Annotated in this window: 24 protein-coding genes; 7 read left to right on the top strand and 17 right to left on the bottom strand. The window is 70.0% G+C overall.

Translation table 11 applies throughout. From position 1 onward, the window contains the following. Positions 1-29 precede the first annotated feature (29 nt). The 5 genes from ACIBAG_RS40825 to ACIBAG_RS40845 form a co-directional block, all read right to left on the bottom strand. The gene (locus ACIBAG_RS40825; protein ID WP_399112576.1) at positions 30-1,730 is read right to left on the bottom strand and encodes a methylmalonyl-CoA mutase; all 1,701 of its coding nucleotides are present in this window, start codon (positions 1,728-1,730) and stop codon (positions 30-32) included. Between the two features lie 84 nt (positions 1,731-1,814). Continuing rightward, the gene (locus tag ACIBAG_RS40830) at positions 1,815-2,147 is read right to left on the bottom strand and encodes a DUF3817 domain-containing protein (protein ID WP_031485721.1); all 333 of its coding nucleotides are present in this window, start codon (positions 2,145-2,147) and stop codon (positions 1,815-1,817) included. A gap of 53 nt (positions 2,148-2,200) precedes the next feature. Continuing rightward, complete coding sequence (locus tag ACIBAG_RS40835) at positions 2,201-2,710, bottom strand: MarR family winged helix-turn-helix transcriptional regulator (protein WP_031485723.1); 510 nt, start codon at positions 2,708-2,710, stop codon at positions 2,201-2,203. A gap of 32 nt (positions 2,711-2,742) precedes the next feature. Beyond that, the gene (locus ACIBAG_RS40840) at positions 2,743-3,090 is read right to left on the bottom strand and encodes an antibiotic biosynthesis monooxygenase family protein (protein WP_399112579.1); all 348 of its coding nucleotides are present in this window, start codon (positions 3,088-3,090) and stop codon (positions 2,743-2,745) included. 10 nt (positions 3,091-3,100) lie between these two features. Continuing rightward, positions 3,101-4,369 carry a cytochrome P450 gene (locus ACIBAG_RS40845; protein WP_399112580.1) on the bottom strand — a complete coding sequence of 423 codons (1,269 nt, stop codon included), beginning with the start codon at positions 4,367-4,369 and terminating at the stop codon, positions 3,101-3,103. A 157-nt stretch (positions 4,370-4,526) separates the two neighbouring features. On the opposite strand from ACIBAG_RS40845, the gene ACIBAG_RS40850 reads away from it, so the two are divergent. Then, positions 4,527-6,158: an FAD-dependent oxidoreductase gene (locus ACIBAG_RS40850; protein WP_399112581.1), complete on the top strand. Its 1,632-nt coding sequence runs from the start codon at positions 4,527-4,529 to the stop codon at positions 6,156-6,158. A 152-nt stretch (positions 6,159-6,310) separates the two neighbouring features. Beyond that, positions 6,311-7,273, top strand: a complete 963-nt coding sequence (locus tag ACIBAG_RS40855) for an amidohydrolase family protein (protein WP_399112582.1) — start codon at positions 6,311-6,313, stop codon at positions 7,271-7,273. Between the two features lie 127 nt (positions 7,274-7,400). On the opposite strand, the gene ACIBAG_RS40860 is transcribed toward ACIBAG_RS40855, so the two are convergent. From ACIBAG_RS40860 to ACIBAG_RS40900, 9 genes are all read right to left on the bottom strand, one after another. Beyond that, complete coding sequence (locus ACIBAG_RS40860) at positions 7,401-7,724, bottom strand: TcmI family type II polyketide cyclase (protein ID WP_399112584.1); 324 nt, start codon at positions 7,722-7,724, stop codon at positions 7,401-7,403. After that, positions 7,709-8,167, bottom strand: coding sequence for an SRPBCC family protein (locus ACIBAG_RS40865; protein WP_399112585.1), 459 nt, complete (start codon positions 8,165-8,167; stop codon positions 7,709-7,711). Before ACIBAG_RS40865 ends, ACIBAG_RS40860 begins: the two co-directional genes overlap by 16 nt. Before the next feature lies 1 nt (position 8,168). Further along, positions 8,169-8,435 (bottom strand): acyl carrier protein, encoded by a 267-nt coding sequence (locus ACIBAG_RS40870; RefSeq protein ID WP_399112586.1) that lies wholly within the window; start codon positions 8,433-8,435, stop codon positions 8,169-8,171. Positions 8,436-8,522: 87 nt separating this feature from the next. Continuing rightward, positions 8,523-9,776: a ketosynthase chain-length factor gene (locus ACIBAG_RS40875; RefSeq protein ID WP_399112587.1), complete on the bottom strand. Its 1,254-nt coding sequence runs from the start codon at positions 9,774-9,776 to the stop codon at positions 8,523-8,525. Next, entirely contained in the window at positions 9,773-11,041 is a 1,269-nt protein-coding gene (locus ACIBAG_RS40880) for a beta-ketoacyl-[acyl-carrier-protein] synthase family protein (protein ID WP_399112588.1), read from the bottom strand. The genes ACIBAG_RS40875 and ACIBAG_RS40880 overlap by 4 nt, the downstream gene beginning before the upstream one ends. Next, positions 11,038-11,502 (bottom strand): cupin domain-containing protein, encoded by a 465-nt coding sequence (locus ACIBAG_RS40885; protein WP_399112589.1) that lies wholly within the window; start codon positions 11,500-11,502, stop codon positions 11,038-11,040. The genes ACIBAG_RS40880 and ACIBAG_RS40885 overlap by 4 nt, the downstream gene beginning before the upstream one ends. Before the next feature lie 45 nt (positions 11,503-11,547). Next, positions 11,548-12,660, bottom strand: coding sequence for a SchA/CurD-like domain-containing protein (locus ACIBAG_RS40890; protein WP_399112590.1), 1,113 nt, complete (start codon positions 12,658-12,660; stop codon positions 11,548-11,550). A gap of 320 nt (positions 12,661-12,980) precedes the next feature. Beyond that, positions 12,981-13,274 carry an MTH1187 family thiamine-binding protein gene (locus ACIBAG_RS40895; protein ID WP_399112592.1) on the bottom strand — a complete coding sequence of 98 codons (294 nt, stop codon included), beginning with the start codon at positions 13,272-13,274 and terminating at the stop codon, positions 12,981-12,983. Continuing rightward, positions 13,271-13,615: a DUF3817 domain-containing protein gene (locus ACIBAG_RS40900; protein ID WP_399112594.1), complete on the bottom strand. Its 345-nt coding sequence runs from the start codon at positions 13,613-13,615 to the stop codon at positions 13,271-13,273. Before ACIBAG_RS40900 ends, ACIBAG_RS40895 begins: the two co-directional genes overlap by 4 nt. A 191-nt stretch (positions 13,616-13,806) precedes the next feature. Here ACIBAG_RS40900 and ACIBAG_RS40905 point away from each other — a divergent pair, with 191 nt between their 5' ends. The 4 genes from ACIBAG_RS40905 (at position 13,807) to ACIBAG_RS40920 (ending at position 16,474) form a co-directional block, all read left to right on the top strand. Continuing rightward, a complete protein-coding gene (locus ACIBAG_RS40905; protein WP_399112719.1) occupies positions 13,807-14,439 on the top strand; it encodes an AIM24 family protein in 633 nt (210 codons plus the stop codon). Between the two features lies 1 nt (position 14,440). Further along, positions 14,441-15,091, top strand: coding sequence for an AIM24 family protein (locus ACIBAG_RS40910; protein ID WP_399112596.1), 651 nt, complete (start codon positions 14,441-14,443; stop codon positions 15,089-15,091). Further along, a complete protein-coding gene (locus ACIBAG_RS40915) occupies positions 15,088-15,885 on the top strand; it encodes an AIM24 family protein (RefSeq protein ID WP_399112598.1) in 798 nt (265 codons plus the stop codon). The genes ACIBAG_RS40910 and ACIBAG_RS40915 overlap by 4 nt, the downstream gene beginning before the upstream one ends. A 112-nt stretch (positions 15,886-15,997) precedes the next feature. Continuing rightward, the gene (locus ACIBAG_RS40920; protein WP_399112599.1) at positions 15,998-16,474 is read left to right on the top strand and encodes a MarR family winged helix-turn-helix transcriptional regulator; all 477 of its coding nucleotides are present in this window, start codon (positions 15,998-16,000) and stop codon (positions 16,472-16,474) included. 9 nt (positions 16,475-16,483) lie between these two features. On the opposite strand, the gene ACIBAG_RS40925 is transcribed toward ACIBAG_RS40920, so the two are convergent. Together ACIBAG_RS40925 and ACIBAG_RS40930 are read right to left on the bottom strand one after the other, a co-directional pair. Then, positions 16,484-17,941 carry an ATP-binding protein gene (locus tag ACIBAG_RS40925; protein WP_399112601.1) on the bottom strand — a complete coding sequence of 486 codons (1,458 nt, stop codon included), beginning with the start codon at positions 17,939-17,941 and terminating at the stop codon, positions 16,484-16,486. Then, a complete protein-coding gene (locus ACIBAG_RS40930) occupies positions 17,938-18,606 on the bottom strand; it encodes a response regulator transcription factor (RefSeq protein ID WP_399112603.1) in 669 nt (222 codons plus the stop codon). The genes ACIBAG_RS40925 and ACIBAG_RS40930 overlap by 4 nt, the downstream gene beginning before the upstream one ends. A gap of 130 nt (positions 18,607-18,736) precedes the next feature. Between ACIBAG_RS40930 and ACIBAG_RS40935 the strand changes: the two genes are divergently transcribed. Further along, on the top strand, positions 18,737-19,414 hold the full coding sequence (locus tag ACIBAG_RS40935) for a PepSY domain-containing protein (RefSeq protein WP_399112604.1): 678 nt from the start codon (positions 18,737-18,739) through the stop codon (positions 19,412-19,414). A gap of 37 nt (positions 19,415-19,451) precedes the next feature. On the opposite strand, the gene ACIBAG_RS40940 is transcribed toward ACIBAG_RS40935, so the two are convergent. Next, the gene (locus tag ACIBAG_RS40940; RefSeq protein WP_399112605.1) at positions 19,452-20,708 is read right to left on the bottom strand and encodes an MFS transporter; all 1,257 of its coding nucleotides are present in this window, start codon (positions 20,706-20,708) and stop codon (positions 19,452-19,454) included. Positions 20,709-20,870: the final 162 nt, after the last annotated feature.

Consider the following 20,870-nt stretch of genomic DNA (forward strand, 5'->3'; position numbering starts at 1 on the left):
GTCGTGTTCTACACGAGGTACACGCCGCCTCAGAATCCCGCAGGCTCCGTGTACACCCCCCACTCCTCCCGCAGCACCCCGCAGATCTCCCCCAGCGTCGCCTCGGCCCGCACCGCGTCCAGCATCGGCTCGATCATGTTGCCGCCGTCCCGCGCGGCAGCGAGCATCGCGTCGAGCGCCGCCCGCACGGCACGGTCGTCCCGGGCCTCCTTACGAGCGCCCAGCACCCGCACCTGCTCGCGCTCCACCTCGTGGCTCACCCGCAGGATCTCCAGGTCGCCGGTGACGGATCCGGTGTGGGCGTTGACCCCCACAACCCTCTTGTCACCCTTCTCCAGCGCCTGCTGGTAGCGGAAGGCCGACTCCGCGATCTCCCCGGTGAACCAGCCGTCCTCGATCCCCCGCAGGATCCCGGAGGTGATCGGCCCGATCGGGTGCTGCCCGTCCGGGTGCGCCCTGAGGCCCCGCTCCTTTATCCGGTCGAAGATCTTCTCGGCGTCGGCCTCGATCCGGTCGGTCAGCTGCTCGACGTACCAGGAACCGCCCAGCGGATCGGCCACGTTGGCGACCCCGGTCTCCTCCATCAGCACCTGCTGCGTGCGCAGCGCGATCTCGGCCGCCTGCTCGCTCGGCAGCGCGAGGGTCTCGTCGAGGGCGTTGGTGTGCAGTGAGTTGGTGCCGCCGAGCACGGCCGCCAGCGCCTCCACGGCCGTACGCACCACGTTGTTGTACGGCTGCTGGGCGGTCAGCGAGACGCCGGCGGTCTGCGTGTGGAAGCGCAGCCACTGGGCCTTCTCGGACCGCGCGCCGTAGACGTCCCGCATCCAGCGCGCCCAGATCCTGCGCGCTGCGCGGAACTTGGCGATCTCCTCGAAGAAATCGACGTGCGCGTCGAAGAAGAAGGACAGGCCGGGGGCGAAGACGTCGACGTCCAGGCCGCGCGAGAGTCCGAGCTCGACGTATCCGAAGCCGTCCGCCAGCGTGTACGCCAGTTCCTGCGCGGCCGTCGCGCCCGCCTCGCGGATGTGGTAGCCGGAGACGGACAGCGGCTTGTAGGCGGGGATGCCGGCCGCGCAGTACTCCATGAGGTCGCCGATGAGGCGAAGGTGCGGCTCGGGCTGGAAGAGCCACTCCTTCTGGGCGATGTACTCCTTGAAGATGTCGGTCTGCAGCGTGCCGTTGAGCACGGACGGGTCCACGCCCTGGCGCTCCGCCGCCACCAGGTACATGCAGAAGACCGGTACGGCCGGACCGCTGATCGTCATGGACGTCGTCACGTCGCCCAGCGGGATGTCCTTGAACAGGACCTCCATGTCGGCGGCCGAGTCGATGGCGACACCGCAGTGGCCGACCTCGCCGAGCGAACGTGGGTCGTCGGAGTCGCGGCCCATGAGCGTCGGCATGTCGAAGGCGACCGAGAGACCGCCTCCGCCGTTGCCGAGGATCATCTTGTAGCGCTCGTTGGTCTGCTCTGCGTTGCCGAACCCGGCGAACTGCCGGATGGTCCACGTCCGCCCTCGGTAGCCGGTCGGATACAGCCCGCGGGTGAAGGGGTACTCCCCCGGCCAGCCGATCCGCTCGAAGCCCTCGTACCTGTCCCCGGGTCGGGGTCCGTACACCGGCTCCACGGGATCGCCGGAGAGCGTGGTGAAATCCGCCGTGCGCTTGCGCGCGGCGTCGTAGCGGGCCTGCCAGCGGCGGCGGCCCTCCTCGATGGCGTCAGCGTCCATACCCTCGAATTTACTAGGACGTCCAAGTAAATGTCGATGGGAGAACCGCCGCACACATCGGTACGGCGGTTGCGTCAGGCTCCGTCAGGCCTTGGCGACAGCCGGTTCCGGCCCGCTGACCAGCGGCTCGACCGTGCGGGTGACCTTGCGCTCGACGAAGAAGGCGGCGAAGGGGATCGTCCCGGAGAGCAGCACCCACAGCAGCTTGCCGAACGACCACTTGGCCTTGGAGCCGAGGTCGAAGGCGAAGACCAGGTAGATGATGTAGAGGAATCCGTGCACCTGGGAGACGGCGAAGGTGACGTCCTCGCCCATGTCGAAGCCGTACTTGAACACCATGCAGGTGCACAGCACGAGCAGCATGACGGCGGTGACGTAGGCCATCACCCGGTAGCGGGTCAGGACGCTCTTTTTCATGCGTACGAGCGTAACCACCCGTTCCGGGGGATCTTGCCCGGGGTCGGGGCGGGTCAGCTCTCCTCGAAGTCGTGCGCGGCCACCCTGAGCGGGCGCAGCATCGCGAAGATCTCCGCGCACTCCTCGGCGTCGTAGACCCCGAGCCCGAAGTCCATCGCCATCAGGTCGCGGGTGGCCGCGTCGACCACCTCGCGGCCCTTGTCGGTGATGGAGGCGAGCGTGCCGCGCCCGTCGTTCGGATTGGGCCGCTTGTCCACCAGGCCGGACTTCACCAGCCGGTCGACGGTGTTGGTCACCGACGTCGGGTGCACCATGAGCCGCTCGCCGATCTTGGACATCGGCAGCTCGCCGGCCTTGGAGAAGTTGAGCAGCACCAGCGCCTCGTACCGCGCGAACGTCAGCCCGTACGGCTTGACCACCGCGTCGACCTCGGCGAGCAGGATCTGCTGGGCCCGCATGATCGAGGTGATGGCGGCCATGGACGGCACGTTGCCCCAGCGCTGCTTCCAGAGTTCGTCGGCGCGGGCGATGGGATCGAAGGGAAGACTGAGCGGCTTCGGCACGGAACCGACCTTACCGGCCGGTCACATGCCGGTCAGCCCTGTCTCGCCTTTCGGTCTTCCAGCCGGACGGATCCCTGCTTGTCCACCGTCTCCCGTACCTGGAAGACCGCCGTCCACCGGTCGTCGTGCAAGCAGGCGTTCATCGGCTCGACCAGGGCCTGGTGCTCGGGGTCGGACCGCCACCGCTTGACGGACTCCAGGCTCTCCCACTCGCTGGTGAGCAGCCACTGAGTGGGGTTCTCGATCGAGCGGCACAGCTGTTCGCCGAGGTGGCCGGGGAAGCGCAGGGCGCGCGCACGCACGCCCTGGTATGAATCGACGAAGTCCGCTTCCTTGCCCTCCTGGACGTTCAGCAGCCGAATGACGCGTACGCGTTCCATGGGTGCTCCGTCAGGACGGGTCGAGGAGGACGGGGAGTTCCGCCAGCCCGCGGAAGGCGGGGAACGGCACCGTCATCCAGCGCGCGTCCTCCGGCGCCACGGCCAGGGCCATGTCCGGGAACCGCCGGAACAGCGTGCCGAGCGCGATCTGCATCTCCAGCCGGGCCAGCGGCGCGCCGGCGCAGTAGTGCGGGCCGTAGCCGAAGGCGAGATGCGTGGCCTGGACGTTCGGGCGCTGGACGTCCAGTTCGTCGGGCTCGGCGAACATCTCCGGGTCGCGGTTGGCCCCGGCGATCGAGATCTGGACGAGCGCACCCTTGGGGATGAGCTGGTCGCGGATCACAATGTCCTCCTTCGCCCAGCGGAAGGTGGAGTTCTCCACGGAGGTCTCGAACCGGAAGATCTCCTCGATCGCCGCGGCCAGGGCGGCCGTGTCCCTGAGCGCGAGCTGCTTCTGGTCCGGCCGGCTGAGCAGGTGGTAGACGCTGTTGCCGATCTGGTACGCCGTCGTCTTGTGGCCCGCGAAGAGGAGCACCCACGCCGTCGACACGAGTTCGTGGTCGTTGAGCGAGCCCTCCTGGTCCTGGGCCGTGACCAGTGCGCTGAGCAGGCCCGAGTCCGGCTCCTTCCGCTTGCGCGCGCAGAGGTCCACGAGATAGTCGCGGAGATTCCCCTCGGCGATTTCCAGCGCTTTTCTTGCCTCCGGCCCAAAACCGGTCTGCGCGACCGTGGCCGACCATTCCTGAGCCTGTTTGCGCTCGTTTTTCGGGACGCCCAGGAGTTCACAGATCACCTGGAGCGGCAGCGGGAAACAGAACTCCGGGAGGAGATTGACCGGTCCCGTCGTCGAGCATTCGTCCAGCAGTTCGTCGGTGATCTGCTGGACGCGGGGACGCAGCGATTCCACCCTTTTCGGAGTGAACGTGTTACCGACGATCCTGCGGAGCCTCGTGTGTTTCGGCGGGTCCGCGAACAGCATGTTGTCGTCCAGCGCGATCGACGAGTCACCGAAAATGCGGTGGTAGGCGTCGATGGCGCCGTACATGTCCTTGCTCAGCCGGGGGTCGGCCAGCGCGGCGCGCGCGTCGTCGTACCGCGTGATCAGGTACGTCTCGACGCCGTGCGGGGGCGACAGCGGGCACACGGGCGCCGATTCCCGCAGCGTGGCGTAGACGGGATGCGGGTTGGCGCGGAACTCCCGGCTGCACGCCGAGGCCGCGGCCGCGGCTTCTTCGGGCGACAGTGCCTCGGATTCCTCGGATGCGAACGCTTGCGTCATGGCTGTCCCCGGGTAGGTGTGGATTCCGGCGGTCGGATTCCGTCGGTCAGTGCCACCGTTTCCCGGGCGGCACGTCTCCGCAAACGGCACTGCGCCATATGGGTCGGGTCGCCGTACGACGTGTGGACCGGAGTCCGAACTGGTAAACATCGTCGACGTGAGTGGACACGAAGCGGAATCGGTACCAGTTCTCATCGTCGGCGGATCCCTGGTGGGTCTTTCCACTTCGGTTTTCCTGGGGCGCCATGGAATTGAGCACATGCTCGTCGAGCGGCATGCCGGGACATCGACGCACCCGCGTGGCCGCGGCAACAATCTACGCACCATGGAGATTTTCCGGACCGCCGGTCTGGAGTCGCGTATCCGGGAGGCGGCAGGTGTCCTCGCCGGGAACGACGGCATCCTCCAGGTGGACACCCTGACCGGGGAGCAGCGCCGCTGGATCATTGGGGACATCTCCGGCGGCATCGACATCTCCCGGGTCAGCTCCTCGGACTGGTGCCTGTGCAGCCAGAACGATCTGGAGCCCGTCCTGCTGAACTACGCCCGCGACCAGGGTGCCGACATCCGCTTCGGCTCGGAGATGCTCTCCTTCGAGGACACCGGGGACGGCGTGCGGGCCCAGATCATGCGCCGGGACACCGGTGAGACGTACACCGTGAACGCCGACTTCCTGGTGGCCGCCGACGGTCCGCGGAGCCCCATCCGCGGTCAGCTCGGGATCGGGCAGTCGGGGCCGGGCGAGCTGTTCCACAACGTCAGCGTGACGTTCCGGAGCAGGGCGCTGAAGAACCATGTCGGAGAGAAACGATTCGTCGTCTGTTACGTCACCAACCCCGAGGGCGAGGGTGCCCTGCTGCCGGTGGACAACGAGGAACGGTGGGTGATCCACGTTCCCTGGTACCCCGACCGGGGCGAGGCCCTGGAGGACTTCACCGACGAGAGGCTGGCGGCCCACATCCGCGCCGCGGTCGGCGTCGCCGGCATCGACGTCGAGATCACCGGGAAGGCGCCCTGGCACGCCTCGAAGCGGGTCGCTGACAGCTACAGCGAGGGCCGGGTCTTCCTGGCCGGCGACTCGGCCCACGAGATGCCGCCCACGGGGGCGTTCGGCTCCAACACCGGCATCCAGGACGCCCACAACCTCGCCTGGAAACTGGCCTCGGTGCTCCGCGGCTGGGCCGGCCTGCCGCTGCTCGACTCCTACGAGCGGGAACGCCGGCCCGTCGCCCTCGCGACCGGCACGCGCGCGTGCGTCCAGGCGGCCGACGAGCAGCACCCGGGATTCAGTCCCGACGCGGGGCGCAACGACGACCCGGCGGACCTGCTGACCGTCGCCCTGTGCTACCGGTACGCGTCGAACGCCGTGGTGGGTGCCGCGCCCGAGCAGCCGATCGTCCCCGACTCCTTCCAGCTGGGCGGCGAACCGGGGAGCCGGGCACCCCACATGTGGGTCATGCGCGGCGCCGGCCGGATCTCCACGCTCGATCTGTACGAGCGTTCCTACGTGCTGCTCGCCGGGTCCGGCGGGCAGAAGTGGCGCAACGCGGTGGAGAAGGCGTCCCGGAACCTGGGCGTCCCGGTCGAGGCGTACCTCGTGGGAACGGGGGCCGATCACGACCTCGTCCCCGAACCGGACGCCGACTGGGCGGAGCTGCACGGCACGGCCGAGGACGGCGCGGTCCTGGTCCGCCCGGACGGTTTCGTCGCCTGGCGCGCGGACGCGGCGATGCCGGACGCCGACCGCGTCCTGACGAACGTGCTGCAGACGGTGCTGTGCCGCGACTGAACTCCCGCGCAGTCGCTGAACAACACATGACTGAACGACACATGCCTGAACAAGACACATGCCTGACAACACATGCCCGTACGACCCACGTCTGAACACCCCGCGCTTGAACACCCCACGCCTTCAGAACCCCCCACACCGAGGACGTTGTTATGACCCTTGTCGGACGCGTCGACGTCCACCACCACTTCACCGCACCGACCTGGCTGGACTGGGCCGAGGAAGAAGGCGTGGTCAACCGCGAGAAGCTGCCCTGGTGGACCCGCTGGGACCTGGACTCGGCACTGGAGGTCATGGACAAGACGGGTATCGGAACGTCCGTCATGACCGTCGCGATGCTCGGCCGGTTCCGTGAGCGGGCCCAGCGCCAGGAGAGCGCGCGGATCGCGTTGCGGGCGGCGGCCGACGTCGTGGAGAGCCACCCCCAGCGGTTCGCCTTCTTCACGCCCGTGTTCCTGGACGACCTGGAACTGTCCGCGTGGAGCGTCGGTTACGGCCTCGACGAGCTCGGTGCCGTCGGGGTGAGCACGAGAACGAGCGTGGACGGCGCGGTCCTCGGGGACGAGTCGCACGACCGCCTCCTGCGGGAGCTGGACGAGCGGTCCGCGGTCATCAGCACGCACCCCATGGAGGTGCCGGCCGCGAAGGACGGCGGGGCCCTGCCGGGCATGCCGCCCTTCGTGTGCGACTTCCTGATGGACACGACCCGCGCGGCCATCAACCTCATCAGGAACGGCACCCTGGACCGCTACCCGAACCTCAGCTTCATCCTCCCGCACGGCGGCGGCTTCCTCCCCTATATGGCCACCCGGCTCGAACTCTTCGGCGGGCGCATCACCCCGGGGATCGAGCCCGGCCGGGTCCGTGACTACCTGCACCGGTTCTACTTCGACACGGCGGGCCCGATGTCCCCGTCGGCCACGCCCACACTGCTGGCGACGGTCGACCCCGCCCGCATCCTCTTCGGCACGGACTGGCCCCCCACCCCCGCCCATGTCATCGCCGACAACGTGACGCCGGCCCTGGACAGCGACCCCTTCCTCACGGAGGAGCAGCTCCAGGGCATCAACCGGGAGAACGCGCTGCGGCTGATGCCGGCGCTCGCGCGTATGTGACCGGGGCACACAAACAAGTAGTCCGCCGCCCGCGCTGATCGAGCGCGGGCGGCGGACTTGGTCGTTCACCTTCGTCGTTTCAGTGCTTCTCCCGGTGCGTCTCTGAGTGCTTCTCCCGGTGCGTCTCTCAGTGCTTCTCCCAGTGGTAGAAGCACCGCGCCATCGCGTCCTTCGGGCTCCGCCAGGTCTCCGGGTCGTACGGGCTGACGAACGCCTCGAGCCGTCTGCTGATGTCGACGAACTCGGGGTGCCCGGCCACCTTCGCGATGGCGGGGCCCGGGTCCTGCTCCGCCTCGATGAAGTGCATGTACACATCGCCGAACTGGAACAGGGACCGCTGCGTCACCCCGACGAGGTGCGGGAGTTCGCCGCGGTCGGAGTCCGCGAAGACGCCGGCGATGTCCTTGGCCGACTGCGGGGCCATCCTGGCGACGATCAGCGCGTGGTGCATGCGGCCTCCTCGACGCGGTCGCGGATGAGGGCCATCTGGATGGGCGAGTTGCGGTTGATGTTGTCCGTCATCCAGGCGTCGTCGACCGGGGCGTCGGGCTTCATGGCGAAGTCCTGCGTCCAGTGCATCCTGGTGCCCTCGGGAGTCTCCTCGTACTCCCACACGATGTTCATGTACTCGAAGGGGCCGGTCTCGACCCTGCGGGCGCGCACGATGAGCTTGTCGCGGTCGGCGGTCCGTTCCGAGACCCAGCTCCACACCTTGCCGTTCTCGTCGGGGTGCATCGTCAGCCGGAAGGTCACGGTGTCGCCCTCGCGGGAGAGCACCTCGCAGGAGGCGTACTCGCTGAACAGCTGGGGCCACCTCTCCAGGTCGTTCGTCATGTCCCAGACGAGGTCGACGGGTGCGGCGATGGTGATCTCGTTCTCGGTGTGTCCTGCCACCTCATGCTCCTGTCGTGAGTGCGCCGTTGACGAGGTCGAGGAAGGCGCGGGGGCTCTTGCAGCGCTCCGCGTCGGTGGGCAGCGCCCGGCCGTAGCGGTTCTCCAGCTCGCCCACGATGCCGAGGAGGCCGAGCGAGTCCAGCCCGAAGTCGGCGAAGGGGTCGTCCGCCCGGCTCTCGAGGTCGTGCGGGTCCACGGTCACGCCGGCGGCCTTCTTCATCAGCGAGGCCAGTTCTTCGACGGTCAACTGGGTTATGTGGGTGGTCATACGGGTTTCTCCTTGTCGTACACGGTGCGGAGGTGGTGCCTCCGGGCCGGCGCCCGTCCACGGCGCGCCGGCTGGGCGGCACACGTACTAGACGGCGGATCCGGGCCCGCGGCGCAGGACGAGCGCCGAGTTGGAGCCCATGAGCCCCCGACTGAGAATCAGGGCCGTGCGCAGGTCGGCCGCGCGGGCCGTGGAGGTCACCAGATCGATGTCGTGGCAGACGTCGAAGACGCCCGGAGTCGGGGGGATCTGCCCGTGCTCCATGGCGAGCACCGCGGCCGCGATGTCCAGCAGGGGCGCACCGCAGTAGGACCGGCCGATGCCGGTCTTGGGGGCCGTGACGGGCACCCGGGTGCCGTGCGGGCCGAGGGCGTCGGCGAGGGCGAGCGCCTCGGCGCGGTCCGCCTCCGGTACCCCCATCGCGTCGGCGAAGACGACGTCCACCTCCTGCGGCGCGCAGCCGGCCTCGTCGAGCGCGCCCTTGATGGCCTGCGCGAGCCCCTCCCGGGACCGGTCCCAGCGCGAGGCCCCGGTGAAGGTGGCGGCGTGTCCCGCCACGGTGGCCCGGACTGCCGCGCCCCGGCGCTGCGCCCGGTCCAGGTCTTCGACGACGAGTACGGCACCGCCCTCCGCGGGCACGAAGCCGCAGGCCGCCGAGGTGAAGGGGCGGTAGGCGCGGGCCGGGTCCTCGACGGTGCTGAGTTCGCGGTACCCGAGCTGGCAGACCCCCGAGTAGGGGGCGAGCGGCGCCTCGGCCGCCCCGACCACGATCACGTCCGTTCCCCGCCGTACGGCCTGGGCGGCGAGCGCGACGGCGTCCAGGCCGCCGGCCTCGTCGCTGGCCACCACCCCGCAGGGGCCCTTGAAGCCCTTGCGGATGGATATCTGGCCGGTGCTGGCGGCGTAGAACCAGGCGATGGACTGATAGGGCCCGACGAACCGGGAACCCTGCCCCCACAGTTTCTGCAGTTCCCGCTGCCCGAACTCGCCCCCGCCGGAACCGGCCGCGGTGACCACGCCGACGGAGTACGGCGATTCGGCGGCGCTGCTGCTCAGCCCCGCGTCCTGCAGCGCGGCGTCGGCGGCGGCGAGGGCGTAGTGGGTGAAGCGGTCGGTCTGGACGAGGAAGGTCTCCTCGATGAGCGCCGACGGGTCGAACCCCCGGACCTCGCCGGCGACGCGGAGCGGGAGGTGCTCGCAGCCCTCCCTGGTTATTCGGTCGAGGACGCTCTCGCCTTCCTTGACGGCCTTCCAGTAGGTCTCCGTGTGCTGGCCGTTGGGCGCGACCACGCCGATACCCGTGACGGCGGTGTGCCGGGGACGTATGCCACTCTCACTCATCGGTTCCTCCCACTCGGCCCCGTCAGAAGCACCGCGGACTGGAACCCGCCGAAGCCGCTGCCCACGGAGAGCACGTTGTCGAGCCGGCGGGAGCGTGCGGTGCGCGGTACGTAGTCCAGGTCGCACTCGGGGTCCGGGGTCTCGTAGTTCGCCGTGGGCGGGACCACCTGCCGGGCCAGTGCGAGGACGCAGGCGACGACCTCGATCGCGCCGATCGCGCCGAGCGAGTGGCCCACCATGGACTTGATCGAGCTCATGGGCGTGTCGTAGGCGTGGGCGCCCAGGGACTTCTTGACCGCGGCGGTCTCGTGGCGGTCGTTCTGCCGGGTGCCCGAGCCGTGCGCGTTGACGTAGTCGATGTCGGTGGGGTTGACGCGCGCGTGGTCGAGGGCGACGTCGATGGCGCGGGCCATCTCCAGGCCCTCACCGGTCAGACCGGTCATGTGGTAGGCGTTGCCGAAGGTGGCGTAGCCGCCGATCTCGCAGTAGACGTGCGCGCCGCGCGCGCGGGCGTGCTCCAGTTCCTCCAGTACCAGGACGGCGGCGCCCTCGCCCATGACGAACCCGTCGCGATGGGCGTCGAAGGGCCGGGAGGCGTGCTCGGGGTCGTCGTTGTTGGGTGAGGTCGCCTTGATGGCGTCGAAACAGGCCATGGTGATCGGGGAGATCGGCGAGTCCGAGGCCCCGGCGATGCAGATGTCGGCGCGGCCCTCCTCGATGGTGTGGAAGGCGTAGCCCACGGCGTCGAGGCCGGAGGTGCAGCCGGTGGAGACGGTCTGCACCGGCCCCTGGGCGCCGAACCGTTCGGCGACGTCCGCCGCGAGGGTGCTCGGCGAGAACGCCCGGTGCAGTTCCGGTTCGGCGGCGCGGTGGTCGACGTCCCAGCGCTTGCCCCGTTCGCTGACCAGGACGTAGTCGTGCTCCAGCCGGGTCGTGCCGCCCACCGCGCTGCCCAGGGACACGGCCACCCGCCAGGGGTTCTCCTCGGCGAAGCAGACACCGCTGTCGGTGACGGCCTCGGTCGCGGCGACCAGGGCGAACTGTATGTAGCGGTCGGCTCGTTCGGCCTGCTCGGGGTCGAGGCCGTGGGCGAGCGGGTCGAAGTCGCACTCGGCGGCTATGCGGGAGCGCAGTCCCTCGGGGTCGAAGAGGGTGATGCCCCGTGTCGCGGTACGGCCGCTCGAGAGGAGGTCCCAGAACGCGGGCACCCCGATTCCTCCCGGAGCGACCACGCCTATGCCGGTGACCGCCACCCGCCGCCTCACGACAGGACCCCCGGTCGTTCGTGCTGCCCGCCCTCCTCCTGGACAAGCGGGTACGCCTTGAGGTCGTCACTGATCTCCGGGGCTTCGGTGTCGACGTGGCCGAGGCTGGGCTTCGGCGCGAGCGGGCTCAGATGGAAGACCATCCGGGCTTCCTCGTCACCGACGTTGCGGAAGCGGTGCCGCATGTCGATGGGGATCATCAGGCCCTGGTCGGAACGAAGCTGAAACGTTTCTCCGTCCAGGTCGACCTCCAGCCTGCCCTCGACGACGTACACGAACTCCTCGGAGTACGGGTGGTAGTGCTCGCTGATGCGTTCACCGGGCCGCATGATGGCCAGGCCCATGAACCCGCTGGTGGCGCCCACCGTGACGGGGGTGAGCAGCGTGCGCAGGTCGCCGCCGCGCTTGCGGTTGGGCTCGATCTCTCGGATGTCCACGACGCGCGGGCGCATCTTTTCCATGATCTGTCTCCAGGTCGGTCGATGGGGGTGTCGGTCCCCGCGCGGTCAGGACTGCGCGGCAGCCCTGCGGTCGGTGATCAGGCTCATGTCGGCGTGCGCCAGGAGGCGGGTCGCCTCCCGCTCGCCGGTGAACGGTCCCGCCACGCCGAGTGCGGCGCCGTCCAGCAGACGGGCCAGCACGGCGGGCTTCCTCGGGCCATGGATGCCGAGCGCCATGACCGGATCGGTCTCGGGATCACCCCGTACGTCGATGAGACGGACGACGATGTCCTCGCGCTGGAAGACGGTGCTGCGGTGCACGGGGCCGGCCGGGTCGGCCGCCGCTGTCTCGTCCTGCTTGGAGAGGAACCGGGCCAGCGCCATGCCGCAGCCCGGGCGGGCCGGGTAGTACAGGGCGTGCCGCGTGATGTCGTCCGGTTCCGGTCCGCCGCGGGCCACGTGGTGCACGGGCGGCATGGCGGCGCGGGCGAAGAAGGCCCGCGCGGACTCGGGGTCCGAGAGGTCCCGGCGCTGTTCCAGATGCGGGTTGAGGGCCTCCTCGACGGCCCGCACCTCGGGCTGGCGCGAGACGTGGCGCAGGGCCGCCATCAGGTCGCCCTCCACCTCGACGGTGCGCACGACCCGGTTGCCGTGCATGAACAGGGTGGTGCGGCGCAGGCTCGTGGAGTCGTCGACGCGGGCCTGGGGCGGGGCGTATCCGGCGAGGATCTCCGCGACCTTGGACTCGGAGCCGGGCTTGACGGTGAAGGTCAGGGCGTGGCGCGTGACCCCGTCGCCGACCCGCACGGACGTCTGGAGTCCGCCGATGCCCGGGCGGGCGCCGCCGGTCTCGCGGACGATGCCGTAGCGCATCGACCTCAGTTCACGGACGCAGTTCTGCAGGGGCTTGACCGTGTCGAGGTGCTCTTCACTGTTCACCCAGGCGAGGTACGGCGGGGCGGTCGCCCATTCGCTCGTGATGAGCCACTGGGACGGGTTCTCCAGGGACTGGCACAGCTGGTCACCGAGGTGACCGGGGACCGACGCGACTCGGTCACGCATCTGCTCGTAGGCGTCGAGGAACTCTTGCTGGGCGCCTTCGTGGAGATCGACGAGCAGGGTGACGCGCATCCTGGAGCCGTCGAACGCCGACTGGGATGTGTAGGGCGAAGTGGTCATCCGGCAGACCCTTCCTTCGCGGGAGCAAGCGGCGGCCGTCCCTGTCCACCAGCGCGAACGCGGGTTCGGCCCTGAGCCTTCATCGTGGGTCAGGGCCACGGGGTCCGCGAGCCGCAGCGGCCAATTGAGGGATCTGCCGGTCGGACGCGTCGGAAGGCGCGGGCGGCGACGGCGACTTGACTCACCCTCGCGAAAGGTCCTCGCTCCGGGCGGCGGCCGAGCGGCGCGCCGAAGTGCCCGTTCGGCGAACGGAGTTGGCAACGGAAAAGCGCCGGGGCGGACGTACGGCTTCCGTACGTCCGCCCCGGCGCGTGCGCTGCCTATTCGGCCAGATGCCGCTCCACGGTCTCCACCTTGGAGGTGAGTCCGTCGGTCACGCCGGGCCTGATGTCCGCCTTGAGCACCAGCGACACCCGAGGCGCCCGCTCCTCGACGACGGCGACGGCGCGCCTGACGACGTCCATGACCTCGTCCCAGTCGCCCTCGACGGAGGTGAACATCGCGTCGGTGCGGTTGGGCAGGCCCGACTCGCGGACCACCCGGACGGCGTCGGCGACGTACTCCCCCACGTCCTCGCCCACGCCGAGCGGCGTCACGGAAAACGCGACGATCATGCGTTGACCTTGCCTTCCCGGCGGGCGCGGGCGGCGATGACCGCGTCCTCGGCCTCGCGCCTGAGCTTGCGGTCGGCGAAGAAGCCGCCGGTCGGCAGGACGGAGAGGACGAAGTAGACCGCCGCCGTCTTCCTGGACCACTTGGTGCGGTTCCAGGCGTCCGCCCAGAAGATCACGTACAGGATGAAGAGGACGCCGTGGATCATGCCCATCGGGCGGACGGCGTCGAACTCGGTGGTCCGCTTCAGCACCGAGCAGACGAGCAGGATCAGGAACGACACCGCCTCGGGGGCCGAAACGAGGCGGAGGCGGCGGAGGGCGGTGGCGGTCTTGATGTCCACGGGTCACCTTCGGTGGGGTTCGGTGGGAGTGACGTCGGTCGACTCGGCTCAGCTTGTGAACGCAAGCACAAACGCCCGCCCATTGTGGCAAACGCCGGGAGGCGGGGATGGCTCGGGGTCCCGTCAGGGGTGAAGTCCGCCTACGGGATCTGTCGGCGGCAGCCACCTGCGGTTACCTTCGCTGCGTGGCGATGTTCCGACTTCAGGGCAGCAAGGTGCTCGCCGTCGACATGACCGGGGACGCCGTGAAGGCGAAGAACGGCTCGATGGTCGCGTACGACGGGCAGATGGCCTTCAAGAAGATGAGCGGCGGCGGTGAGGGACTGAGGGGCATGGTGACCCGGCGCCTCACCGGCGAGCAGATGACGATGATGGAGGTGAAGGGGCACGGGACGTGCTGGTTCGCGGACCGCGCCTCCGAGATCAACCTCGTGAACCTCCAGGGCGACAAGCTCTACGTCGAGTCGAGCAACCTGCTCGCGACCGACGCGGGCCTGCGCACCGGCACGTCCTTCACGGGCATGCGCGGCGCCTCCCAGGGCAACGGGCTGTTCACGACCACCGTCGAGGGGCACGGACAGGCGGCGATCATGTCGGACGGGCCGGCCGTGGTGCTGCGGGTCAGCTCCCAGTACCCGCTGACCGTCGACCCGGGGGCGTATGTGGCCCACCAGGGGAACCTGCGGCAGTCCTTCCAGTCCGGTGTGACGTTCCGCACACTCATGGGCGAGGGCGGCGGCGAGGCCTTCCAGATCCGCTTCGAGGGGGACGGGCTGGTGTACGTACAGCCGAGCGAGCGGAACACGATCGCGGGGGACGTGTGACATGGGCTTCCGCGAGATCAACTCCAAGATGGTCGAGGCGACGGTCATGCCCGGGCAACGGCTGTTCAGCCAGCGCGGCGCGATGCTCGCCTACAAGGGCGAGGTGTCCTTCACCCCGAACACGGCCGGCGGCCAGGGTGGGCTCATGTCGATGATCGGGCGCCGGGTGGCCAACGAGGACACCCCGCTGATGACGGTGGAGGGCAGCGGCACCGTGCTCTTCGGACACGGCGGCCACCACGTCCAGGTGATCAACCTCGCCGGCGACACCCTGTGCGTCGAGGCCGACCGCCTCCTCGCCTTCGAGGGCACCCTCCAGCAGGGCACGATGTTCCTCGGCTCGCAGGGCGGGGTGATGGGCATGGTCCGGGGACAGGTCAGCGGACAGGGCCTGTTCACGACCACCCTCAAAGGGCACGGGGCGGTAGCCGTGATGGCGCACGGCGGCGTCTTCGAGATCCCGATCACCCCGCAGCGCCCCGTCCATGTCGACCCCCAGGCCTATGTCGCCCACCACGGTGACGTGCGCAACAAGCTGTCCACCGCCCTCGGCTGGCGCGACATGGTGGGCCGCGGCTCCGGCGAGGCCTTCCAGTTGGAGCTCAGCGGCAGCGGTGCGGTGTACGTCCAGGCGTCGGAGGAGAAGCTGTGAGCCACTATCCGGGCGCGGGTCCCACCGTGTACGACGCCATGACGCTGCCCTCCGACGACAACGTCAACGCCTACACCTTCTGCGTGGAGCTCAAGGGGAGCCAGTGGTTCCTGCAGAAGGGGAAGATGATCGCCTACTACGGCCGGATGGAGTTCAACGGCGTCGGGCACGGGCGGCTGGACCGTCTTGTCCGTACGTCCTTTCATTCGCCACTGCACGCGAGCGACTGGGTCGTCGCCGAGGGCTCCGGCAAGATGCTGCTGGCCGACCGGGCCTTCGACGTGAACTCGTACGACCTCGAAGACGGCAACCTGACCATTCGCTCGGGCAACCTGCTCGCTTTTCAGCCAAGTCTCGCGCTCAAGCAATCGATTGTGCCGGGTTTTCTGACCCTCATCGGAACCGGGAAGTTCGTGGCCGCATCTAACGGTCCGGTGGTGTTCATGGAACCCCCGATCCGGGTGGATCCGCAGGCGCTCGTCGGCTGGGCCGACTGCCCGTCGCCGTGCCACCACTACGACCATGGCTACATGACCGGCGTAATGGGCGGTCTACGTGCACTGACGGGCCTCGGAGGGGCCTCCGGAGAGGAGCATCAGTTCGAGTTCGTCGGAGCCGGCACCGTGCTGCTCCAGTCGACCGAGACCCTCATGGCCGAGCAGGCCACGGGGGCGGTACCGCCGGGCGACGGAGTACCCGGGTCCGGCGGGACCCACACAGGCCCTTCACAAATGGCTGGAGCACCGCGCCTTCCCGGACAGCTGGGAGACCTCCAGCGTCGCTTCGGGCTGTGAGCGGTAGTCTGCGGAGTGTGACATCGAACGTGTGAGCACACAGGCTTCACGCGATCGGGTCATAGAAAACCCTCACTAGTTCGCCTTTCAACTTCTTAGGTAGACTTCATTCATGGAGACCGAGACGGCCACGCGCTGGCTGACCGATGCGGAGCAGTGCGCCTGGCGCACCCACCTGGAGGTCAACAGGCTGTTGACGTACCAGCTCGAAAAGGACCTGCAGCCGTTCGGCCTGACAATGAACGACTACGAGATCCTGGTGAATCTCTCCGAGTCGGAGGACGTACGGATGCGGATGAGCGACCTCGCGTCCGCCACCCTCCAGTCCAAGAGCCGCCTCTCCCACCAGATCACCCGGATGGAGAACGCGAACCTGGTCCGGCGTGAGAACTGCGAGTCCGACCGGCGCGGGCTCTACGCGGTCCTCACCGACCACGGCATGGAGACCATGAAGAAGGTCGCGCCGCATCACGTGGCGTCTGTGCGCAGACACTTCATCGACCTGCTGTCCCCCGAGGCCCTGGCCGAGCTCGACAAGGGCCTCAAGCCCATCGCGGAGCACCTGCGCGGCCAGCGCGGACGCCCGTGACCCTGCGGGTCACTTCACCTGGGGAGCCGACGGGAGGCGGAGTTCGAACAGGGCTCCGCCCGTCGGTGCCCGGCCCACGGTGAGCGTCCCGCCGTGCCGTACGGCGACGTCGCGGGCGATGGCCAGGCCCAGCCCGGCGCCGCCGTCGTCGCGGCTGCGGGCCTCGTCGAGCCGTACGAACCGCTCGAAGATCCGCTCCCGGTCGGCCTCGGCCACCCCGTCCCCGTCGTCGGCGACGGCCACGACGGCCCAGGCACCCTCCCCTGCCCCCCGGCCCTCGTCCCGCCGGACGGTCACCGTGACCGCCGAGCGGGCGTGCCGCTGGGCGTTGTCCAGCAGGTTGGTGAGCACCCGGCCCACCTGCCCCCGCGACCCGGCCACTGCCACGTCCTGCGCCTGAACGGTCACGTTCGCCCGCCCCTCGGCCTGCTCGCGGGCCAGCGCTCCGAGGTCGAACCGCGTCTCGCCGGGCCGCTCCCCCGCGTCCAGACGGGCGAGGAGCAGCAGGTCGGCGGCGAGGCCCTGGAGCCGTACGGTGTCCTCCACCGCTCCGTCGAGGTCGAGCAACTCGGGGTGCGCGGCGCCCACTTCCAGCTGGGTGCGCAGGGAGGCGATCGGGCTGCGCAGCTCGTGCGAGGCGTCGGCGACGAAGCGGCGCTGGCGTTCCACGGAGGTCTCCAGGGCGGCCAGCGTCTCGTTGGTGGTGCGGGCCAGCCTGGCCACCTCGTCGTGGGTGTCCGGCTCCGGCACGCGGCGCGCGAGGTCCTCGGACTGGGTGATCGCGGCCATCTCGGCGCGGATGCCCTCGACGGGGCGCAGGGCGCGCCGGGTGACCAGCCAGGTGACGCCGGCGACGACGGCGAGCAGCAGCGGGAAGCCGATCAGCATGACGGTGAGCGCGGTGTTCACGGCGCTCTGCTCGGCGTCCAGCGAACCTCCGGCGTACACGGTGAGTGTTCCCCTGTCGCCGGCCTTCACCGGGACGGCGGCGAAGCGGTAGTCGGCGGTGTCGCCGTCGATCGTCGCGGAGCCGCCGGAGAACCTGGTCCCCTCGCCGATCTCACCGGCTTCCCCGGTGGTGTCGTCGTCCGCGTCGTCGGCGTCGTCGTCGCCTCCGGTGGCGGGCGCACTGCCGGTGCCTGCGGCCTGCGGCTTCGGCTTCACGGCGTCGGTGGCCGTGCCGCTGATCCGCTCCAGGTCGTCGCTTGCCGCGACCAGCGTGCCCTGCGCGTCGACGACCTGGACCGGGCCGTCGTCGTCCATGTCCAGCCGGCCGTAGGCCTTTCCGGTGGCGAGCTGGGCGACGACGTTCTGGGCCGTGCGCTCCGCGTCGTTGCCCGCCTGGTCGATCAGGTTGGACCGCAGCGACAGCAGCACCGCCGCGCCCGCCGCGACGAGCGCGACGGCGACGACGAGGGTGGCGCCGAGTGTGGCCCGCGAGCGGACCGAGCCGAAGAGCCTGCTCATCGTTCCTTCTCCAGCCGGTACCCGGCGCCCCGCACCGTCCGGATGAGCCCGGCGCGCAGCTTGCGCCGCAGGGTGCTGACGTACACCTCGACGATGTTCGGATCGCCCTCGTAGGCGAAGTCCCAGACGTGCTCCAGGATCTCGGACTTGGACACCACCTCGCCGGCCCGCAGCACGAGCTGCTCCAGGACCGCGAACTCCTTGGCGGTGAGGGTCACTTCGTCGTCGCCGAGGAAGACCCGGCGGGCGGCGGTGTCGACCTTGAGATCGCCGTGGACGTGCACGGGAGAGGCACCGGCGCCCTGGCCTCCGCGCCGCAGCAGGGCCTTGACGCGGGCGACGAGGACGACGTACGAGAACGGCTTGGTGAGGTAGTCGTCGGCGCCGGTGTCCAGTCCCTCGGCCTCGTCGTACTCGCCGTCCTTGGCGGTGAGCATCAGGATCGGCACCTCGTGGCCGGCGGCGCGCAGGGCGGCGCAGACGCGGTAGCCGTTCATGCCGGGCAGCATGATGTCGAGGATCACGAGGTCGTACGACCCCTCGCTCGCCCGGTACAGCCCCTCCCGCCCGTCATGGACGACGTCCACGGCGTATCCCTCGGCCGTCAGGCCCTTGGCGAGCGACAGGGCGAGCCGCTTTTCGTCCTCCACGATCAACAGGCGCATGCGTACAGCCTGGCAAAACGAAGCTGAAGATCTCTTCAGGGGGCTTCAGGTTCCTCTCAGCGTCGGTTCGGCAGATTGATCCGCGTCGCAACGAACCGATGCGAAACCGAACGACTCTGGAGGAACCGGGATGAAGCGCAACATCGTCATCGCCACCGTCGCCGCCGCGGCACTCATCGGAGGCGGCACCGTCGCGGCCTACGCCGTCGGTGACGACGACAGCGCGCCCACTCAGCGGCAGTCGAGCGTACGAGTGGCCGACGACCGGGACGACAGCGCGGAGGACGCCGCGGAGGAGAAGGCGGACGACACCGCCGACGACCGGGACGACGCCGCCGAGATCCGCACGGAGGCCCGCACCGCCAAGGTCGGCGCGGCGGACGCGATCGCCGCCGCGCTGAAGCACACGCCGGGCACGGCCGTCGCCGCCGACCTGGACGACGACGCCTCGAACGTCTGGGAGGTGAGCGTCGTGAAGAGCGACGGCACCGACCACGACGTCCGGGTGTCCGCGGCCGACGGCAAGGTCCTCGACGTCCAGCGCGACGACGACGATGACCACGACGGCCGCGACGACCTCGCCGCCCTGAAGGGCGCGAACGTGGACGCCCACGAGGCCGCACAGGCCGCCGCGGCGAAGGGCACCGTCACCGACGTCGACCTGGACGACGACGGCCCCGCCGCCTGGAGCGTGGAGACGACGAAGGGCGAGTGGAAGGTCGACCTCAAGACGGGCAAGGTCACCCAGGACCGTGACGACCGCAACGACCAGGACGGTCAGGACGACCGGGACGGGGAGGACGACTGACGTCGGACCGGCCGCAGGGCATCGACAACGGCTGACGTCAGACCGGCCGCACGGCATCCCCGTCCGGCACCGCCTCAGGGGCGCCCCCCGCACGGGTGGCGCCCCTCGCCACGGCTACCGCCGCGAGCAGCGTCACCGCACCGGTCACCGCGAAGCACCAGCCCGTCGACAGCCGCCCGACCAGCACACCGGCGGCCGCGGCTCCGGCCGTGCTCCCCGCGTTGATCGCCGTGTTGACCCACGCCCCGGCCTGCACCCGGGCCCCGGGCGCGGCGGCCTCGTCGGCGATGAGGTACGCCGTGGTGATGGCCGGCGCCACGAAGAGCCCGGCGATCGCCATGGCCGAGGCGAGTGTGCCGAGGCCCGGAGCCAGGCCGGCGCCGAGCAGCGCCAGCCCCAGACCGACCGCGAGCAGCGGCAGCCGTACCGCCGCCGAAGTGCGCCAGGCGACGGCCCCGTTGAGCAGGCCGCCGACGGCGCTCCCGGCCGACAGGGCGGCCAGCGTCCAGGCCACGCTGTCACCGCCGTACCCGCGCCCCTCGGCGAAAGCCACGACCAGCAGGTCGACGGCGCCCAGCGCGAGCCCGACGCCCGCGGCGGCGACCACGGGCCGCCCGATCCCGCGCAGCACCCGGCGCCGGCCCTTGCCACGCGCCCCCGCCTTCGCTTCGCCGGGCCGCACGTCCCGCACCATCGGCGACGACACGAACCCGGCGGTCCCCACCGCCATCAGCACCGCCCCGACGACGATCCCGAGCGCCGGCGGAGCGAACCCGACGAGCACGCCGACCAGCAACGGGCCCGAGACGAAGAGCAGTTCCTCGGCGACGGCGTCCAGGCTGTACGCGCGCTGCACCAGCGCCCGGTCCGGAGCGATCCGGCCCCACACGGCCCGCATGGTCGGTCCCAGCGGCGGGGTGCACGCCCCCGCGGCGGCGGTCACCGCGCCCAGCGCGAACGGCGCGACGGTGTGCGGACGCCACACCACCAGCGTCAACAGGCCGAGCAGGGCGGTGTAGGCCGCGACCATCGGCACGAGCGCCCTGCGCGGCCCGTGCCGGTCGATGAGGGCCGCCCTCGCGGGCGACAGGAAGACGCTGGTCCCGGAGAACAGCGCCATGACGAAGCCCGCCACCGCGTACGACCCGGAGGCCCGGGTCACGGCGAGCATCACGGACAGCGGGGCGATGCCGTACGACAGCCTGCCGAGCAGGGCGGCGGCGAAGGTGCGGCGGGCATGGGGAATCCGGAGAACGGCGGCATACGAAGGCCGCACGACAGACGTGGAAGACACGGGAGTTCCTCGACTCGAGGCGGAAAAGGGGACGCCTGATCGCCACGCCGGTCACGACCGAGGGGTCGTGCACGGTGCGCGGGCGAGGCGTGCCCTATGCCATGAGGAGGTACATGTGGATCAACGTAGCAATGGCGAGCGGGAGTTGACCAGGCCGCGGGT

Source organism: Streptomyces sp. NPDC051243, from assembly GCF_044455405.1.
Taxonomy (GTDB): domain Bacteria; phylum Actinomycetota; class Actinomycetes; order Streptomycetales; family Streptomycetaceae; genus Streptomyces.

Bases quoted from the DNA above. Each gene is read 5' to 3' on its own strand.
- ACIBAG_RS40910 (WP_399112596.1), top strand. From the start codon at position 14,441: ATGGGCTTCCGCGAGATCAACTCCAAGATGGTCGAGGCGACGGTCATG.
- ACIBAG_RS40920 (WP_399112599.1), top strand. From the start codon at position 15,998: ATGGAGACCGAGACGGCCACGCGCTGGCTGACCGATGCGGAGCAGTGC.
- ACIBAG_RS40885 (WP_399112589.1), bottom strand. From the start codon at position 11,502: ATGGAAAAGATGCGCCCGCGCGTCGTGGACATCCGAGAGATCGAGCCC.
- ACIBAG_RS40930 (WP_399112603.1), bottom strand. From the start codon at position 18,606: ATGCGCCTGTTGATCGTGGAGGACGAAAAGCGGCTCGCCCTGTCGCTC.
- ACIBAG_RS40925 (WP_399112601.1), bottom strand. From the start codon at position 17,941: ATGAGCAGGCTCTTCGGCTCGGTCCGCTCGCGGGCCACACTCGGCGCC.
- ACIBAG_RS40935 (WP_399112604.1), top strand. From the start codon at position 18,737: ATGAAGCGCAACATCGTCATCGCCACCGTCGCCGCCGCGGCACTCATC.
- ACIBAG_RS40825 (WP_399112576.1), bottom strand. From the start codon at position 1,730: ATGGACGCTGACGCCATCGAGGAGGGCCGCCGCCGCTGGCAGGCCCGC.
- ACIBAG_RS40860 (WP_399112584.1), bottom strand. From the start codon at position 7,724: ATGCACCACGCGCTGATCGTCGCCAGGATGGCCCCGCAGTCGGCCAAG.
- ACIBAG_RS40840 (WP_399112579.1), bottom strand. From the start codon at position 3,090: ATGGAACGCGTACGCGTCATTCGGCTGCTGAACGTCCAGGAGGGCAAG.
- ACIBAG_RS40845 (WP_399112580.1), bottom strand. From the start codon at position 4,369: ATGACGCAAGCGTTCGCATCCGAGGAATCCGAGGCACTGTCGCCCGAA.
- ACIBAG_RS40905 (WP_399112719.1), top strand. From the start codon at position 13,807: ATGTTCCGACTTCAGGGCAGCAAGGTGCTCGCCGTCGACATGACCGGG.
- ACIBAG_RS40895 (WP_399112592.1), bottom strand. From the start codon at position 13,274: ATGATCGTCGCGTTTTCCGTGACGCCGCTCGGCGTGGGCGAGGACGTG.
- ACIBAG_RS40870 (WP_399112586.1), bottom strand. From the start codon at position 8,435: ATGACCACCCACATAACCCAGTTGACCGTCGAAGAACTGGCCTCGCTG.
- ACIBAG_RS40855 (WP_399112582.1), top strand. From the start codon at position 6,311: ATGACCCTTGTCGGACGCGTCGACGTCCACCACCACTTCACCGCACCG.
- ACIBAG_RS40875 (WP_399112587.1), bottom strand. From the start codon at position 9,776: ATGAGTGAGAGTGGCATACGTCCCCGGCACACCGCCGTCACGGGTATC.
- ACIBAG_RS40890 (WP_399112590.1), bottom strand. From the start codon at position 12,660: ATGACCACTTCGCCCTACACATCCCAGTCGGCGTTCGACGGCTCCAGG.
- ACIBAG_RS40830 (WP_031485721.1), bottom strand. From the start codon at position 2,147: ATGAAAAAGAGCGTCCTGACCCGCTACCGGGTGATGGCCTACGTCACC.